Annotated in this window: 16 protein-coding genes, 1 tRNA gene, 1 pseudogene and 1 other annotated feature; all 18 genes and pseudogenes read right to left on the minus strand. The window is 30.4% G+C overall.

Translation table 11 applies throughout. From position 1 onward, the window contains the following. Nucleotides 1-10 precede the first annotated feature (10 nt). The 18 genes and pseudogenes from rpoB to CLOACE_RS03525 all read right to left on the minus strand — a co-directional run bounded on the left by rpoB (nt 11) and on the right by CLOACE_RS03525 (nt 16,595). A complete protein-coding gene (gene rpoB, locus CLOACE_RS03440; RefSeq protein WP_070109653.1) occupies nt 11-3,700 on the minus strand; it encodes a DNA-directed RNA polymerase subunit beta in 3,690 nt (1,229 codons plus the stop codon). 278 nt (nt 3,701-3,978) lie between these two features. Continuing rightward, on the minus strand, nt 3,979-4,347 hold the full coding sequence (gene rplL / locus CLOACE_RS03445; RefSeq protein WP_070109654.1) for a 50S ribosomal protein L7/L12: 369 nt from the start codon (nt 4,345-4,347) through the stop codon (nt 3,979-3,981). A gap of 24 nt (nt 4,348-4,371) precedes the next feature. Further along, nucleotides 4,372-4,875, minus strand: a complete 504-nt coding sequence (gene rplJ / locus CLOACE_RS03450) for a 50S ribosomal protein L10 (protein ID WP_070109655.1) — start codon at nt 4,873-4,875, stop codon at nt 4,372-4,374. 33 nt (nt 4,876-4,908) lie between these two features. After that, nucleotides 4,909-5,039 (minus strand) — a sequence feature (ribosomal protein L10 leader region). Between the two features lie 42 nt (nt 5,040-5,081). Next, a complete protein-coding gene (gene rplA / locus CLOACE_RS03455) occupies nt 5,082-5,780 on the minus strand; it encodes a 50S ribosomal protein L1 (protein WP_070109656.1) in 699 nt (232 codons plus the stop codon). A 55-nt stretch (nt 5,781-5,835) separates the two neighbouring features. Next, nucleotides 5,836-6,261, minus strand: a complete 426-nt coding sequence (gene rplK, locus CLOACE_RS03460; RefSeq protein WP_070109657.1) for a 50S ribosomal protein L11 — start codon at nt 6,259-6,261, stop codon at nt 5,836-5,838. A gap of 80 nt (nt 6,262-6,341) precedes the next feature. Then, nucleotides 6,342-6,866 carry a transcription termination/antitermination protein NusG gene (nusG, locus tag CLOACE_RS03465; protein ID WP_070109658.1) on the minus strand — a complete coding sequence of 175 codons (525 nt, stop codon included), beginning with the start codon at nt 6,864-6,866 and terminating at the stop codon, nt 6,342-6,344. A 42-nt stretch (nt 6,867-6,908) separates the two neighbouring features. Next, nucleotides 6,909-7,136 (minus strand): preprotein translocase subunit SecE, encoded by a 228-nt coding sequence (gene secE, locus CLOACE_RS03470; protein ID WP_070109659.1) that lies wholly within the window; start codon nt 7,134-7,136, stop codon nt 6,909-6,911. A gap of 47 nt (nt 7,137-7,183) precedes the next feature. Further along, on the minus strand, nt 7,184-7,333 hold the full coding sequence (gene rpmG / locus CLOACE_RS03475; protein WP_070109660.1) for a 50S ribosomal protein L33: 150 nt from the start codon (nt 7,331-7,333) through the stop codon (nt 7,184-7,186). A gap of 186 nt (nt 7,334-7,519) precedes the next feature. After that, entirely contained in the window at nt 7,520-8,713 is a 1,194-nt protein-coding gene (tuf, locus tag CLOACE_RS03480; protein WP_070109647.1) for an elongation factor Tu, read from the minus strand. A gap of 88 nt (nt 8,714-8,801) precedes the next feature. Then, nucleotides 8,802-8,877, minus strand: a tRNA-Thr gene (locus tag CLOACE_RS03485). A gap of 140 nt (nt 8,878-9,017) precedes the next feature. Next, on the minus strand, nt 9,018-9,671 hold the full coding sequence (gene sigH / locus CLOACE_RS03490; protein WP_070109661.1) for an RNA polymerase sporulation sigma factor SigH: 654 nt from the start codon (nt 9,669-9,671) through the stop codon (nt 9,018-9,020). Nucleotides 9,672-9,740: 69 nt separating this feature from the next. Then, complete coding sequence (locus CLOACE_RS03495; RefSeq protein ID WP_070109662.1) at nt 9,741-10,253, minus strand: NYN domain-containing protein; 513 nt, start codon at nt 10,251-10,253, stop codon at nt 9,741-9,743. Beyond that, a complete protein-coding gene (rlmB, locus tag CLOACE_RS03500) occupies nt 10,250-11,026 on the minus strand; it encodes a 23S rRNA (guanosine(2251)-2'-O)-methyltransferase RlmB (RefSeq protein WP_070109663.1) in 777 nt (258 codons plus the stop codon). Before rlmB ends, CLOACE_RS03495 begins: the two co-directional genes overlap by 4 nt. Before the next feature lie 23 nt (nt 11,027-11,049). Beyond that, entirely contained in the window at nt 11,050-11,793 is a 744-nt protein-coding gene (gene thyX / locus CLOACE_RS03505; protein WP_070109664.1) for an FAD-dependent thymidylate synthase, read from the minus strand. 14 nt (nt 11,794-11,807) lie between these two features. Beyond that, a complete protein-coding gene (locus CLOACE_RS03510; protein ID WP_070109665.1) occupies nt 11,808-12,221 on the minus strand; it encodes a Mini-ribonuclease 3 in 414 nt (137 codons plus the stop codon). A 28-nt stretch (nt 12,222-12,249) separates the two neighbouring features. After that, entirely contained in the window at nt 12,250-13,647 is a 1,398-nt protein-coding gene (gene cysS, locus CLOACE_RS03515) for a cysteine--tRNA ligase (RefSeq protein WP_070109666.1), read from the minus strand. Nucleotides 13,648-13,821: 174 nt separating this feature from the next. Continuing rightward, nucleotides 13,822-14,778 (minus strand): annotated as a pseudogene (gene ilvA / locus CLOACE_RS03520) (threonine ammonia-lyase); the annotation flags it as partial. A 119-nt stretch (nt 14,779-14,897) separates the two neighbouring features. Next, the gene (locus CLOACE_RS03525) at nt 14,898-16,595 is read right to left on the minus strand and encodes a proline--tRNA ligase (protein ID WP_070109668.1); all 1,698 of its coding nucleotides are present in this window, start codon (nt 16,593-16,595) and stop codon (nt 14,898-14,900) included. Nucleotides 16,596-16,821 lie beyond the last annotated feature (226 nt).

Raw genomic sequence — 16,821 nt, forward strand, 5'->3', positions numbered from 1 at the left:
CCTTCAAAAATTAATGTTCATCAGTGAAATCATCTATTTCTAACTCACTTTGAAGTTCATCTAGTGGTAATTCATCATAATCCTGATCTTTTTCTTCTTCTGATTTTTCATAATCATCATTAGCATTATTTGAATTTATAGGAGCATAATCTTCTCTTCCTTCTATGTTTACTCCTAAATCTTCATCTTCATCTATAGATTCTTTTATTTTTATTTCTTCTTTATCATCGTTTAAGACTTTTACATCTAAACATAAAGCCTGTAACTCTTTTATTAATACTTTAAATGATTCTGGTACTCCTGGTTCTGGTATATTTTCACCTTTTACAATTGCCTCATAAGTTTTTACTCTTCCTACTACATCGTCAGATTTAACCGTAAGTATTTCTTGCAATGTATGTGCTGCTCCATATGCTTCTATAGCCCAAACTTCCATTTCTCCAAATCTCTGTCCTCCAAATTGAGCTTTACCTCCTAAGGGCTGTTGAGTAACTAAAGAATATGGACCTGTGGATCTAGCATGAATTTTGTCATCTACTAAGTGTGCAAGTTTTAATATATACATATATCCTACTGTTACTCTATTATCAAAAGGCTCCCCTGTTCTTCCATCATATAATACAGTTTTACCGTCTTCAGAATAACCCGCTTGTTTTAAGCATTGAACTATTTCTTCTTCTGTAGCTCCATCAAATACAGGAGTAGCTATATGCCAACCTAATTTATTAGCTGCCAATCCTAAATGCACTTCTAGTACCTGACCTATATTCATACGAGACGGTACTCCTAAAGGATTTAAACATATTTGTAATGGTCTACCATCTGGTAAAAATGGCATATCTTCTTCTGGCATTACCCTTGAAATAACACCTTTATTTCCGTGTCTTCCTGCCATTTTATCTCCTACAGATATTTTTCTCTTTTGTGCTATATAGCATCTAACCAATTTATTAACTCCAGGAGGTAGTTCATCTCCATTTTCCCTTGTAAATATTTTTACATCCACTATTATTCCTGCTTCACCATGTGGTACTCTAAGCGAAGTATCTCTAACTTCCCTAGCTTTTTCTCCAAATATAGCTCTAAGTAATCTTTCTTCTGCTGTAAGTTCTGTTTCTCCTTTAGGTGTAACTTTACCTACAAGAATATCACCGGCTCTAACTTCTGCACCTATTTTTATAATTCCTCTTTCATCTATACTTTTTAAAGCATCCTCACCAACATTTGGTATATCTCTTGTTATTTCTTCTGGACCTAATTTAGTATCTCTTGCTTCTGCTTCGTATTCTTCTATATGAATTGAAGTAAATACATCTTCTTTAACTAACTCTTCTGAAATCAACATAGCATCTTCGTAGTTATATCCTTCCCAAGTTATGAAACCCATAAGAATATTTTTTCCTAATGCTATTTCTCCTAAATCTGTTGATGGACCGTCTGCTAATACTGTTCCCTTTTTAATTATTTCACCCTTTTTTACAATAGGCTTTTGATTTATACAAGTACCCTGGTTAGATCTTTTAAATTTAAGTAATCTATAAGTATCTATTTTTCCATCAATATCCCTTTTTACTCTAACTTCATCGGCACTTACATATACAACTTCACCGTCATATTTTGATTTTGGTAAAACACCTGAATCTACTGCTGCTTTATACTCTATACCAGTGCCAACTATAGGAGCTTGAGATTTTAATAATGGCACTGCCTGTCTTTGCATATTAGATCCCATAAGTGCACGGCTGGCATCATCATTTTCAAGAAATGGTATCATAGCTGTAGCAACTGAAACTAGTTGTCTAGGTGATACATCTATAAATTCAACTTCTTCACTGGATACTATAAGAACATCTTCTTTATCTCTTACAGTAACTCTTTTATCAACAAAATATCCTTCGTCATTAATAGGCTCATTTGCTTTAGATACTAAATATTGATCTTCCTCATCTGCAGTCATATACACCATTTCATTTGTTACTCTTCCATTTACAACTTTTCTATATGGTGTTTCTATAAAACCATATTCATTAACTCTAGCATAAGTAGCTAAAGAATTTATTAGTCCTATATTAGGACCTTCTGGAGTTTCTATAGGACACATTCTTCCATAATGAGAATGGTGTACGTCTCTAACTTCAAATCCAGCTCTTTCTCTTGAAAGTCCCCCTGGTCCCAAAGCTGATAATCTTCTCTTATGTGTTAATTCTGATAATGGATTGGTTTGATCCATAAATTGTGAAAGTTGAGAACTTCCAAAAAATTCCTTTATAGATGCTGCTACTGGTCTTATATTTATAAGTGCTTGTGGAGTTATAACATCTTGGTCTTGAATAGTCATTCTTTCTTTTACAACTCTTTCCATTCTAGAAAGACCTATTCTAAACTGGTTCTGTAATAACTCTCCCACAGATCTTAATCTTCTATTGCCTAAATGATCTATATCATCAATATTTCCTATAGCATAACTCAATCCTAATTCATAATTTACAGTTGCATATATATCGTCTCTTACTATATGTTTAGGAATTAATTTATAAATATTATTTTTAATTTGATCTTTTATACTTTCTTCATCAGTATAGTTATCTAATATTTCTTTTAAAGTGGGGTAGTGAACTAGTTCTTTTATATTTAAATCTTCTATGTCAAAATCTACAAAACTATGTATATCTACAAAGTTATTTCCAATAACTTTTATTATTTTATCATCTATTTCAATATCAACTATATTTATACCACTATTTTGTATATCAATAGCTTTTTCTCTAGTAATCTTTTCACCGGATTGAACAATTATTTCACCAGTTTCTGGATTCACCACATCTGCTGCTGCTGTCCTATTAGCTATTCTAAGATTTAATGCTAACTTTTTATTAAATTTATATCTTCCAACCCTAGATAAATCATATCTTTTTGCATCAAAAAATAAAGTTTCAATTAAAGAAATAGCACTATCTACTGTTGGAGGTTCTCCTGGTCTAAGCCTCTTGTATATTTCTAATAGTGCCTCTTCTTTTGTTTTAGTGTTGTCTTTTTCAATTGTAGCCCTTAGTCTTTCATCTTCTCCAAGAAAATTTAATATTTCATTATCCGTGCCATATCCTAAAGCTCTAACTAAAATAGTAATTGGCAATTTTCTTGTTTTATCAATTCTTACATATACTATGTCATTCGAGTCTGTTTCATATTCTAGCCAAGCTCCCCTATTTGGTATTACTGTTGCTGAAAACAATTTTTTACCTGTTTTGTCAAAAGATTGATTATAATATACTCCAGGTGATCTTACTAGCTGGCTAACTATAACCCTCTCTGCACCATTAATAATAAATGTACCTTGCTCTGTCATTAAAGGAAAGTCACCCATGAACACTTCTTGTTCTTTTACTTCTCCTGTTTCTTTGTTCAATAATCTTACATTCACTTTCAAAGGTGCTGCATATGTTGCATCTCTTTCTTTGCATTCTTCAACAGAGTACTTGATATTATCCATGTCAAGCTTATATCCAACAAATTCTAAACTAAGATTTCCAGTATAATCTTGAATAGGATTAATATCATCAAAAACTTCTTGTAATCCTTCTTTTAAAAACCAATTGTAGGAATCTAATTGAACCTCAATTAAGTTAGGCATCTCTCCTACTTCTTTAAGTTTAGAAAAGCTCATTCTTGTTCTTTTCCCAACTTGGACAGGATGTACCATTAGCTTTCACCCCTTGTATAAATTAAAAATAACCAAAAACACATTATTATATTGTGTTTCTGGATTAGTATCTAAAATGTATTATCTTAATATTATATCCTTTGTTATATTTTTCATTCAAAACCTAAAATATTTAATTAATATATCTTATTCTATAATTAATCAATGCAAGTAGTTATTTTACCATAATATAACCAAAAAGTCAATGGATTAATTTTAAATTTTATTTTAAAAAAAGGAGACGCTTAATTAAGTGTCTCCCTTTTTAAATTTCTTAATTATTTTAATTCTACTTCTGCACCAACTTCTTCAAGTTTAGCTTTCATAGTTTCAGCTTCTTCTTTAGCTACGCCTTCTTTTAATGCCTTTGGAGCACCATCAACTACAGCCTTAGCATCTTTTAATCCAAGTCCTGTTATTTCTCTAACTGCTTTTATAACTTTAATCTTTTCTGATCCTGCTGATTTTAATATTACATCAAATTCTGATTTTTCTTCTGCTCCACCTGCAGCAGCACCTGCAGCACCTGCTACAGCTACTGGTGCAGCAGCACTTACTCCAAATTCTTCTTCACACGCTTTAACTAATTCATTTAATTCTAAAACGCTCATTTCTTTTATACCTTGAATAATTTCTTCTCTAGTCATTATTACGCACCTCCAAATTTTTTTCTATGCTTCTTCTGATTCTTTTTTTGCTTTAATTGCATTTAATAAATATACTAAATTTGATAATGGAGCTTTGAAGCTTCCAACAAGTTTCGCAAGTAGAACTTCTTTTGGTGGGATTGTTGCAAATTCTTTAATTTTATCAGTATTGCATACTTCCCCTTGAATCATTCCACCTTTTAACTCTAACTTTTTATGTTCTTTTGCAAAATCGTATAATATTCTAGCTGGCGCAGTTGGATCGTCATATCCAAGTGCTATTGATACAGGTCCTTGGAATAAATCTACTAAATTTTCAAAACCTAATTCTTTAGCTGCTATTATAGATAATGTGTTTTTGTATACCTTGTATTCTACGCCTTCTTCTCTTAACTTTCTTCTAAGTTCAGTATCTTCCTCAACTGTTAAACCTTGATACTTAGATATTACCATACTTTGGGCTTTTTCCATTCTCTCTTTTATTTCTAAAACTTTGGCTTCTTTTAATTCTCTATTTTTACTTGCCATCGTACCCACCTCCTAACAGCATAAAGTACATCTGTTTATAAAAAATAAGCCTCTCCGTAGACATGGAGAGACCAAATAAATTCATCTTTATATTTGATCCTCGGTAGGTTGATTTACGTTAAGCTTTAGGCACCTACTGTCTACGGAATACTATTCATTTAAATAACACTTTAACAATATATCAAAATTTTTAATACATGTCAATACTAATCTAATACTTTAGCTGGATTAATTTTTATTCCTGGACCCATAGTACTTGAAATTGATACAGACTTAATATACTGTCCTTTAGCTGCTGCTGGTTTTGCTTTAACTATTGCTTCCATTAAAACATGAAAGTTTTCATATAGCTTTTGCACTTCAAAACTTCTCTTTCCAATAGGAACATGAATAATTGAAGTTTTATCAACTCTATATTCAACTTTACCTGCTTTAATATCTTCTATAGCCTTTGCTACATCAAAAGTAACAGTTCCAGATTTTGGATTAGGCATTAATCCTTTAGGTCCTAATATTCTACCTAATCTTCCTACCACACCCATCATATCTGGCGTAGCAACCACTACATCAAAATCAAACCAATTTTCATTTTGTATCTTTTGTATATATTCATCAGAGCCTACATAATCTGCACCTGCATCTTCAGCTTCCTTAACTTTATCGCCTTTAGCAAAAACTAAAACTTTAACTTTTTTGCCTGTTCCATGAGGAAGTACTATAGCTCCTCTAACTTGCTGATCTGCATGTCTTGGATCTACTCCAAGTCTAACTGCAAGCTCTATAGTTTCATCAAATTTAGCCTTAGAAGTTTTAATAACAAGATCCATTGCTTCTTGAACTGTATACAATGCATCTTTATCTATAAGCTTTAAACTTTCTTTGTAGTCTTTTCCTACTTTTCCCATTATTCGTTCCTCCTTTGTGGTATTAACGGTACTACCTCCCACCTTATTTACGAGATTATTCTTCTACAGTAATTCCCATACTTCTTGCTGTTCCTTCTACCATATTCATAGCAGCTTCAATTGATGATGCATTTAAATCTGGCATTTTTGTTTCTGCTATTTCTCTAACTTGAGCTTTTGTAACTTTTCCTACTTTAGTTTTATTTGGCACTCCTGAACCACTTTCTAGACCTGCTGCTTTCTTTAAAAGCACTGCTGCAGGAGGAGTCTTTAATATAAAGCTAAAAGATCTGTCTTGGTATACAGTTATTACTACAGGTATTACTAAACCTGCTTGTTGAGAAGTTTTAGCATTAAATTCTTTGCAAAATGCCATAATATTTACCCCATGTTGACCAAGTGCTGGTCCTACTGGTGGTGCTGGACTTGCTTTTCCTGCTGCAAGTTGAAGCTTAATCATTCCTACTACTTTTTTAGCCATAATTTCCACCTCCTAATTTGTGGTAATCGGGATAACTCCCTCCCACTTAGTAAAACAAGTTTAGCTAATTAATATAAAAACTAATCTAGTTTATCTATTTGATTAAAATCAAGTTCAACAGGGGTTTCCCTGCCAAACATGTTAACTAAGGCTTTTATCTTACACTTTTCAACATTTATTTCCTGAATAACTGCTGGAAAATCTGTAAGAGGTCCTGATACAACTTTTACAGTTTCTCCTACTTCAACATCTATTTTTTGTTGTTTGTCAACTATTCCCATAGAATCAACTTCATCATCTGTAAGAGGCACCGGCTTAGATCCTGGTCCTACAAATCCTGTTACTCCTCTTGTATTTCTAACTATGTACCATGAATCATCAGTCATCATCATTTTAATTAGCACATATCCCGGAAATACTTTTTTTAAGGTTATCTTCTTTTTTCCATCTTCTTTAACTTCAACTTGTTCCTCCATAGGAACTTGAACATCTAATATTAATTCATTGAGATTTCTATTTTCTATAGTTTTTTCCAGATTAGCTTTTACCTTATTTTCATATCCAGAATATGTATGAACAACATACCACTTAGCTTTATCTGTCATATCAAAAGGGATTATATATCTAATCCCTACCTCCTTTATACTTTATTTAAATATTAACTTATAAAGGTTATTAAAACTATAATCTAGCGATGCTATAATAACCATATATATAAAACAAAATGTTACAACTGTTGCAGTTGCTTTTTTAACATTATCTTTAGAGGCCCATGTAATTCTTTTAAATTCGCTTTTTATATCTTTTAAAAATTGTATTAAACCTTTTGATGCTTTACTAGTATTTTTATTTTTTAATTGCTTTTGTGCAACCATTTTTTCACATCCTTAAAACAAATGCTTTATTTCATAGGCTCTAGAAATTATTTTGTTTCTTTATGATCTGTATGTTTATGACAGAATTTACAATATTTTTTCATTTCTAATCTATCTGGATTATTTTTTTTATTTTTCATTGTATTATAATTTCTTTGTTTACATTCGCTACAAGCTAATGTTACTTTTACTCTCATTTATTACACCTCCTGAGGTCTATATAAAACTTAAGTTATTTATCCTTAAAAATTCTAAATCATCTAAACTAAATCACCTAAATAATTTATCATAAGTTAAAGAATATGTCAATTGCAATAATAAAAAATATAAATTATTAACTTTTTAAAAGGACTAGGTCTAGAAACCCAGTCCCTCTTTTTAAATTATTCAATTATACTAGTAACAACACCTGAACCTACTGTTCTTCCACCTTCTCTTATAGCAAATCTTAATTCTTGATTCATTGCTACTGGTGTTATTAATTCAACTCTCATGTCTATGTGATCTCCTGGCATTACCATTTCTACTCCTTCTGGTAGTGCTATTGTTCCTGTTACGTCTGTTGTTCTGAAGTAGAATTGTGGTCTATATCCATTAAAGAATGGTGTATGTCTTCCACCTTCTTCTTTCTTTAATACGTATACTTGACCTACAAATTTTTTATGTGGTTGTACTGAACCTGGTTTTGCTAATACTTGACCTCTTCTTATGTCTTCTCTTTGTACTCCTCTTAGTAATGCTCCTATGTTATCTCCTGCTTCTGCTTCATCTAATAACTTTCTGAACATTTCTACTCCTGTTACTACTGTCTTTTTCTTTTCATCTGTCATTCCTACGATTTCTACTTCGTCGCCTACTTTTAATATTCCACTTTCAACTCTTCCTGTTGCAACTGTTCCTCTTCCTGTGATTGTGAATATGTCTTCTATTGGCATTAAGAAGTCTTTATCTGTTGCTCTTTGTGGTGTTGGTATATATTCATCTACTGCTGCCATTAATTCACCTATGCATTTTGTTGCTTCTTCATCATCCATGTTTTCTAATGCTTTTAATGCTGATCCTACGATTATTGGACAGTCATCTCCTGGGAATCCATATTCATTTAATAGTTCTCTTACTTCCATTTCTACTAATTCTATTAGTTCTGGATCGTCTACTTGGTCTGCTTTATTTAAGAATACTACTATATATTCAACTCCAACTCTGCTTGCTAGTAGTATATGTTCTCTTGTTTGTGGCATTGGACCATCTGCTGCTGATACAACTAAGATAGCTCCATCCATTTGTGCTGCTCCTGTTATCATGTTCTTTACATAGTCAGCGTGTCCTGGACAGTCTACGTGTGCATAGTGTCTGTTTTCTGTTTCATATTCTACGTGTGATGTATTTATTGTGATTCCTCTTTCTTTTTCTTCTGGTGCTTTATCTATTTCATCATATTTTGTTGCTTGGGCTTTTCCGTCTTTTGATAATATTGTTGTTATTGCTGCTGTTAATGTTGTTTTTCCATGGTCTACGTGACCTATTGTTCCTATGTTTACATGTGGTTTTGTTCTTTCAAATTTTGCTTTTGACATTTCTTTTTCCTCCTTAATTGCTTTATTATTATTTTTCCATTTACTTATGTAAACTCACCCTAGTGTTTTATAAATTTAAAAACAAATTTGGAGCCCATGACCAGGATTGAACTGGTGACCTCCACCTTACCAAGGTGACGCTCTGCCAACTGAGCTACATGGGCAATTTTGCATCTTGTAAGAGGGAATAAAATTATTCTCTAAAACACTTCAAAGCATAATAAATTCCCATTAATTATTAAAAATTCAGTTTATATACCGATTATTTATTGTAATACATGTACCTTTCTTTGTCAATAAAATTTTATCTATTACCCAAACATTTTTCTAATTTTCTTTTTACCCTTTGCAAAGCATTATCTATTGATTTAGCATGCCTATCTAAATCGCAAGCTATTTCTTGGTAAGACTTTCCGTCAAGGTAAGACATTAAAACTTCCATTTCTAAATTAGATAAAACTTCCCCTATTTCACTTCGTATATGTTTTAATTCCTCTTTGCTAATTATCATTTCTTCTGGATCAGCAACTTTAGCTTCTGATAATACATCTAGTAAAGTTCTATCAGATTCTTCATCATATATAGGTTTATTTAAGGAAACATATGTATTTAAAGGTATATGTTTCTGACGAGTTGCTGTTTTTATAGCCGTTATTATTTGTCTAGTAACACATAATTCTGCAAAAGCTTTAAAAGAAGATAATTTATCAGATTTAAAATCTCTTATAGCTTTATATAACCCTATCATGCCTTCTTGGTATATATCTTCTTTGTCAGCACCAATCAAAAAATACGACTTTGCTTTAGCTTTTACAAAATTCTGATATTTATTTATTAAATATTCCTGAGCTTCTACATTTCCTTTTTTGGCTTCTATTACAACTTCTTCATCAATTTTTTCTTCAAAACTCTCTTCAAAAGAGGAATTCCTTTTACTATTATTAACTTTTTTTCCCAAAGTATCCCCTCCAAAAAAATGTACACTACTACTTTATTATACATTAATTATTGTTTTATAGTCAAGTAATTACTTACTTTTCCTCATCCTGTCTAATTTTTCAAATATGTCTTTTTTTACTCTTTCTTCTAAAGAAGATTTTTTTTCAGAATAATTATTATTTATTTTGTTTTTTATGTTAATTTTACTATTATTAACTTCATTGTAAAATTCTATAGAAGACATCCTGGTAGCTCCCCTTTGAAATACTAATTGTTGCTCTAATAAATCAGAAGTCACTACACATACATCTATTTTTCTTCCTATATCGTTTACATTTCTTTCTATAAAACTATCTGCTGTTTCTAACTCCTGAGTGAAAACCACTGTAATATTTTTATCTATTTTTTCCTTTTTTTCCATGCTTCCAGGTACCTTATGAGCATCAAAGGTCAATATTATTTTGTACCCTTTATATGCCGCATAATTTTGCAAATCATTTATTAATTTCTTTCTTGCAGCTTCATAACTAAAATCCTTCAATTCTTTCAGCTCAGGCCAACTATTAATTACATTATAACCATCTACAAATATTACTTTCACTTTAACTCTCTCTTTATCTTTTGTTTATATACTTCATACATTAATATTCCGCCTGCAACTGAAGCATTTAATGAATTGACTTGCCCTCTCATAGGTATCTTTATTAATACATCACATCTTTCTTTTGTTAATTTAGATATTCCCTTTCCTTCACTTCCAATTACTATTGCAACTGATCCACTAAGATTTTCATCAAAGCAATAATTTTCACCATTCATATCTGCTCCATATATCCATAATCCTTTATCTTTGAGATAATTAATGGTATTATTTATATTTGATACCTTAGCAATCTTCATATACTCTACAGCACCAGCAGAAGCCTTATATACAGTAGGTGTAACTCCTACATTCCTTCTACTAGGTATTATAATTCCATGAACTCCACATACTTCTGCAGTTCTTATTATTGCTCCAAAATTATGAGGATCTTCTATTTCGTCTAATATTATTATAAATGGATTTTCATTTTTGTAATTAGCATACTCCATTATATCACTTACATTACAGTATTTATAAGGAGTAATTCTTGCTATTACTCCTTGGTGTGTACCTGTTTGAGATATTTGGTCTAATTTTCTTTTATCAATTTCTTTTATTGTAATTCCTTTTTCTCTAGCAAGAGCTAATATTAAATTTATAGAACCTTTTTTTTCACCTTTTGAAATCATTATATTTTCAATAGTTGTGTTTCCTTTTAAAGCTTCTATTACAGCATTTCTACCTTCTATTACATTTTCTACAATTTTAATTTCTGAATTTAATTTTTTCATTTTAATACCTCTCCTGACTTTTATTAAACACTATTGATATATCTATTTTTTACTTCATCTATTTTTCCACAAGTCATTTTACCTTCAGGACAATTTCCCCTTAAGCATGGAGGTCCACTATATTTAAAAAGATTTGGTGCTACGGATTTTACTTCTATTAACATTTTATCTGCTAAAGCTCTTATTTCCCATTGAGCTCTATTACAGCATCTATTATTAAAAAAATTCATAAGACTTCTAGCATTCATGGTTGCAACTATTTTAGTTTCGCATGCATTAGGAAATACATATCTTGCATCTTCTATTGATTTTTTTTCAGCTTCCTTTTCATTGAGCCCAGTATTTATATACTTAGATTTAAGTATATCCGCTAATTGATTATAAGATTTTTGACAGCTTTTCATAGTATTAATAAATATATCTCTTGCGTTTTTATCTTTATCTATATCAGGTGGAATTATATATTCAAATTGTTCTAGTTTTACATATCTTTGACTTTGTTGTGAATATGAAGCTATTCTATGTCTAACCAATTGATGGGTAAGAGTCCTAGACACTCCCTCAATAGCAAAAGTAAAAGATACATGTTCTATGGGAGATTCATGTCCTAAAGACATAAGCATATTTAAAAACCTTGATGTGTTTTCTTCTGTTAAATTTTTTTGTATTTCATCAACTCCTACTGAGCTATAGCACAATTTAGCAGCAGATGCAATAACTTTTTCAGGATTTGGAGTATATTCTATTAATTTCACTTTAAGAGACATTTCTACATTCACTCCTAATTACAATTTTTGAATTCAATTATTTTTTCAAACAATTCATTTAGTCTATCTATTTGATCTGTTATATACAAGTACCCTAACAATGCTTCAAAGCCCGTAGCAATTCTATAATCTACAACTTTTGCATGCTTAGGTACAGTAGCTGATTTGGCATTTCTGCCTCTTTTAAATATTGCTATTTCTTCTGTATTTAAATACACTAGTAGGTTATTCATCATTTCGCTTTGACAATGAGCTTTTACAAAAGAAACTGCTTTATTATGAAGCATATTAACTGGCATATTATTATTTAAATGTACCAAGTAATTTCTAACAAATAATTCATATACAGCATCTCCTATAAAAGCTAATACAAGTGGGCTTAATTGTTTAGCTTCTTCTAAACTAAACTTTTTCTTTAAAAACTCCATAAAAATTCTCCATTTCTAAAATAAATATCTATATCCTTTTCCATCTAACTCCTTGAGGAGTATCTTCTAAAACTATTCCTTTGGATTTTAAATCATCTCTTATTTTATCAGCTAAATCCCAATTTTTATCTTTTCTTGCTTTCTGTCTTTTTTGTACTAACTGTTCTATTTCTTCATCTAAATTAATCTTAGTAGATTTTTGCAATATGCCTAATGGACTTCCTAATTCTCTTATTAAATCTAAACAATATTTAATGATTTCCTTTGAAGAATTAACATTTACATTTACATTTATATCTTTAATTAAATCAAATATAACAGATATAGCATCTGCTGTATTAAAATCATCATCCATTTTTTCAATATATTTAGATTTATATTCATCTAAATTTTTAATATACTTTTTATCATTATCATCCATTTTTTCTTTACATGATTCTTCTAATAAATTTTCAAGATTATTTATAGAATTATATAATCTTTCCAAAGCTGATTTAGCACCTTCTAAAAGCTCTTTGCTAAAGTTTAATGGTGTCCTATAATGAGCTGAAAGCATAAATAATCTTATTACGTCAAAATCATACTTCTCTAGTACTTCCCTAGCAGTAAAAAAATTATTAAGAGATTTAGACATCTTTTGATTATTAATATTTATGAAAGCAGAGTGCATCCAATAATTAGCAAATGTTTTGCCTGTTCTAGCTTCACTTTGAGCAACTTCATTTTCATGATGTGGGAAAACTAAATCTACTCCACCAGCATGTATATCAATAGTTTCTCCCAATAAGTTATAAGCCATGCAAGAACATTCTATATGCCAACCTGGTCTTCCCATACCCCATGGACTTTCCCAAGCAGGTTCTTCAGGTTTTTGACTTTTCCAAACAGCAAAATCCATTGGATCTTTTTTTCTTTCGTCTACATTTATTCTTGCCCCTAATTGAAGTTCGTCTAATTTTTGACCTGAAAGTTTTCCGTATTCTTTAAATTTTTTAGTGCTAAAGTAAACATCTCCATCTACTTCATAGGCATAACCTTTTTCTATTAGCTCTTCTACAAACTTTATAATTTCTTTTATATACTCTGTTGCTCTAGGATTTATTGTAGCTCTTTCTATGTTTAACCCATCTGCATCTTTATAATATTCTTCTATAAATTTATCCCCTAGCTCTTTAACAGTTATATTTTCTTTGTTTGCCCTATTTATCATTTTATCATCTATGTCTGTGAAATTTTGTATATAATTTACTTTATACCCTCTGTACTCAAAATATCTTCTTACTGTATCAAAAATTACAAAAGTTCTTGCATTTCCAATATGGAAAAAATCATATACTGTAGGACCACATACATACATATTAACTTGCATTGGATTTATAGGTATAAATTCTTCTTTTTGTCTTGTCATAGTATTATATATTTTCACAATATGCACCTCCTGTAAAACTTTATATTTATTATATTATATCAGTTTATATTAATTTTTCCCATAATTTTTTAAACCATGCTATTTTCCTTTAGGAATACAGCATGGTTTATTAAATATATTTAAATTAACTTTTATAATTATTTTAAACTAAATTAATTTATATTACTTGTTTTTTTCTTCTACTATTTTAGAAATTGTTGTCATATCCACATTTCCGCCACTAATTACTGCTACTACTTTCTTACCTTTAGCATTAATCTTTCCGCTTAATATGGCAGCTACTGTTGAAGCTCCTGCACCTTCAGCTATTAATTTACCTCTAGCCGCTATTAAGTACATAGCATTTTTTATTTCTTCTTCTGAAACCACAACTACTTTATCTACATATTTTTGAATATATTTAAAAGAATGATCTCCTGGAGTTGCAACTGAAATACCATCAGCTATTGACTTAAATCCAGGTAATGTTACTATTTCACCTTTCTCAAGAGAAGCTTTTGTGGATGCTATCTTTTCTGGTTGAACTCCTATAATTTCTATTTCAGGTTTTAATTCTTTAGCTGCAACAGCTATACCAGAAATTAATCCTCCTCCCCCAATTGGTACAACGATTACATCTGTTTCAGGCAAATCTTCTAATATTTCAAGAGCTACTGTCCCTTGCCCTGCCATAACATATTCATCATTAAATGGATGAACATACGTTGCTCCTGTTTCTTTTTGAATTTCTACTGCTTTTTTAGCACATTCATCATAAACTTCTCCATATTGTACAACTTCTGCTCCATATCCCTTTGTTGCTTCTACTTTAGCTCCTGGTGCTGTATTTGGCATTACAATTGTAGCTTTAATTCCAAAAGCTGTAGCTGCAAAAGCAACTCCTTGAGCATGATTTCCTGCTGAAGATGCAATAACTCCTTTTTTCTTTTCTTCTTCAGTTAAGTTAACTATTTTATTATAAGCTCCTCTTAATTTGAAAGCTCCTGTTTTTTGTTTGTTTTCACATTTTAAATATACTTCAGCACCACTCATTTTAGAAAATGTGCTTGTGTAGAATAATGGTGTTCTTCTTGCTACTTCTTTAATATTTCTCTGAGCATCTTTAACCATTTGCAAATTTAATTCCATATTATTACCCCTTTCAATTATATAATATTCTATTTTTATTTAATGTTTCCGACACCATTATTCTATCACACAATATTACATTTTGCATTAAAAAATTCTATTTTTCTTATTTTTTATAGCTACTTTTTTAATTTTTTTATTATTTTATTAACTATGTTTTCTATTTCTACATCCTCGCTTAAATTTTCATTTCTGAATTTTAATTCTACCATTCCTTCATTAATTTTTTTACCTACTATAATTTTAATAGGAATTCCTATTAAATCCGCATCTTTAAATTTCACTCCTGCTCTTTCATTTCTATCGTCAAGTAATACATCTATTCCATTTTGGGATAATTTATTATATATATCTTCCGCAATACTCATTTGTTCATTATTTTTACTAACTACAGGAATTACTATAACTTTATATGGTGCTATAGAAACTGGCCAAAGTATTCCATTTTCATCGTTATTTTGTTCTATTACTGCTGCTAACGTTCTAGTAACACCTATACCATAACATCCCATTACAAGAGGTTTAGTCTCTCCATTTTCATCTAAAAATACAGCATTCATAGATTCTGAATATTTAGTTCCTAATTTAAATATATGTCCTACCTCTATACCTCTAGCTATAGTTAATTTTTTACCACACTTAGGACACGTATCTCCTTCTACTACTTTTCTAAAATCTCCCACTATTCCTTCAAAATCTCTTCCATAATTAACATTAGTATAGTGATATCCTGTTTCATTTGCTCCAACTATAAAATTATACATATTAACTATTTCTTTATCTACTAATAAAAAGTCTACTTTTATTCCTATAGGACCTGCAAATCCAACTTCTGCTGAAGTAGCCTTTTTTACTAAGCTTTCATTTGCCATTTCAAAAGATATAGCTCCTCCTATTTCGTTTACAACTTTTACTTCATTTACTTCTCTATCTCCTCTTACCATAACTGCAACTACTTTATCATCTGCTTTATAAATAAGAGTTTTTGCAAACTTTTTAGGAGTAGTATTAAAAAATTTAATAAGTTCTTCTATAGTTCTAACATTTGGTGTTTCAAATTTTGCTAAGGCATTTAATTCTTCTTTTTCTCCTAATTCTGGTTTTGATGGAGCCTTTTCAATATTTGCAGCATAATCACATTGTGTACAAAAAACTATTTCATCTTCTCCTATATCAGATTTTACCATAAATTCTGCTGAACCTGCTCCTCCCATAGCTCCTGAATCTGCTTCAACACAGCTACATTTTAATCCACATCTTTCAAAAATTCTATTATAAGCTTCATACATTTTTTTATAAGATACATCTAATCCTTTTTCATCTTTATCAAAACTGTACGCATCTTTCATTATAAACTCTCTAGATCTCATTACTCCAAATCTTGGTCTTCTTTCATCTCTATATTTTGTTTGTATTTGATATAAATTTAAAGGTAATTGTTTATAGGACTTTATCTCATTTCTAGCTATATCTGTAAAAACCTCTTCATGAGTAGGGCCTAAACAAAATTCTCTATCATTTCTATCCTTTAATTTAAACATTTCTGGTCCAAAAACTTCCCATCTTCCAGATTCTTTCCATAGCTCAGATGGTAATATTGCTGAAGCTAATAACTCTTGTGCACCAGACTTATCCATTTCTTCTCTTACTATATTTTCTATTTTTTTTACTACTCTAATTCCTAAGGGCATAAAATTATATACTCCTGAAGCCATTTTTCTCATCATTCCAGCTCTTAACATTAATTGATGGCTTGGTATTTCTGCTTCTGAAGGTATTTCTCTAAGAGTTCCTAGTAACATTTGTGACAATTTCATTTGTATTCCTCCTTATTTTTTATAAAATCTCTATCAAATTATTTTAACATAAAAAACCCGCCCTATTTAGGGCGGGCTACTTTTTAAATATACCTAAATTCCAGATTAAATTGTATTTATATTAATCCAGAGTATAAAGAACTTGAAATTATTTAAGTTAAATCTTTCACTCTAGGATTGTAAATGAAAGATAACTAATGTAATTTTATTTAATATAATTTATTAA

This window comes from Clostridium acetireducens DSM 10703 (assembly GCF_001758365.1).
Lineage (GTDB): Bacteria > Bacillota > Clostridia > Clostridiales > Clostridiaceae > Clostridium_C > Clostridium_C acetireducens.